Genomic DNA, 1,151 nt, shown 5'->3' on the forward strand with positions numbered 1-1,151 from the left:
CGGGTTCATTGGTCGTCCTCCTCGCGGGCGGGGCTATTCGTCGAGGATGTTGGCGCGGCGTGGGCGGACGGACCGGTCGAGGTCGACGACATTCGCTGCCGGGGTGGTGCCGGTTTTGCGGGCGCGTGCATCAGCAGCGGTGACGGTGAGCAGGTCGTCGGGTCCGCAGTCGAAGATGTCGCACAGGGCGGCTACGACCTGCAGGGAGATGCGTTCGGGGCGCTGGGTAACCAGTCGGTAGACCTGCGGCCGGGACAGGGTGATGTCGCGTTCGGCCAGGTGCGGGATCAGTTCGGTGGTGTTGTGCATGCCGCGTGCGGCCATGAGCTCGGCCAGACGCCAGCGGTAGTCGACGGTGCGCTTCATGATGGTCCGCTCCGATCGTCGGGTGACAGTGCTTGATTCATCGTGCGGTCGAGCGCGGCGCGGAGGGTGGAGCGCCGGAACTCATCGGAGGTGAACTGGTAGATCCCGGTGGTCGAGGCGTACTCGTGGCCCATCTGGTCCTGGACGAACCGGGGATCCCATCCCGCTTCCAGCAGGTGAGTGGCGTACGAGCGACGGAAGGAATGGATATCGAGACCATCGGAGAATCCGAGTTCGTCGCAGTACCGGCGTAGCCGACGCAGCAAGGTCGATTCCACGACGAGTCCGCCACGTTCACTACAGAACAGCTCGAGGCCGTCGGGGGCGCCGCGGCCATTGGCCAGCCAGTCTTCGAGGATGCTTGGAGTCCAGCGCCATACGGTCAACACGCTGCGGGGCCGAAAGGGAGAGGCGCGTCGGGATTTTCCGTAGCGGACCTTGCAGAGGCCGAAGGCCCCGAATTCGCGGGCGTGGGGATTGCGGGCGAAGTCGACGGTTTGCAGGTGGCGCAACTCGTTGAATCGCAGACCGTAGCCGTAGGCGATCTTCATCATGACCGCGTCCCGGTAGGCGGGCTGCCAGCCTTTCCGCCCGGAGGCGCCAGCGCGTGCGACTTCGTTGTCGGCGTGCTCAAACAGTGCATCGAGTTCCTCGCGAGTGTAGGGCCGCTTTGTGGCCCGCCCGTCGTAGGCCTGCACGTGTGGTGCGGTGTTCCAGTCGAAGAACACCTGCGCCGGATGGGTGCCGAAGTGCTGCTCGCACACCCGATCCCAGCCGTAATCCGG

Annotated in this window: 2 protein-coding genes; both read right to left on the minus strand. The window is 65.7% G+C overall.

The window, feature by feature from the left end:
* Positions 1-33: 33 nt before the first annotated feature.
* Positions 34-366 (minus strand): helix-turn-helix domain-containing protein, encoded by a 333-nt coding sequence (locus HMPREF3086_RS08705; RefSeq protein ID WP_017836429.1) that lies wholly within the window; start codon positions 364-366, stop codon positions 34-36.
* On the minus strand, positions 363-1,151 hold a 789-nt coding region (locus HMPREF3086_RS08710; RefSeq protein ID WP_070721379.1), incomplete at its 5' end, for a tyrosine-type recombinase/integrase. The genes HMPREF3086_RS08710 and HMPREF3086_RS08705, both read right to left, overlap by 4 nt.

The organism is Dietzia sp. HMSC21D01 (genome assembly GCF_001815995.1).
Classification (GTDB): domain Bacteria; phylum Actinomycetota; class Actinomycetes; order Mycobacteriales; family Mycobacteriaceae; genus Dietzia; species Dietzia cinnamea.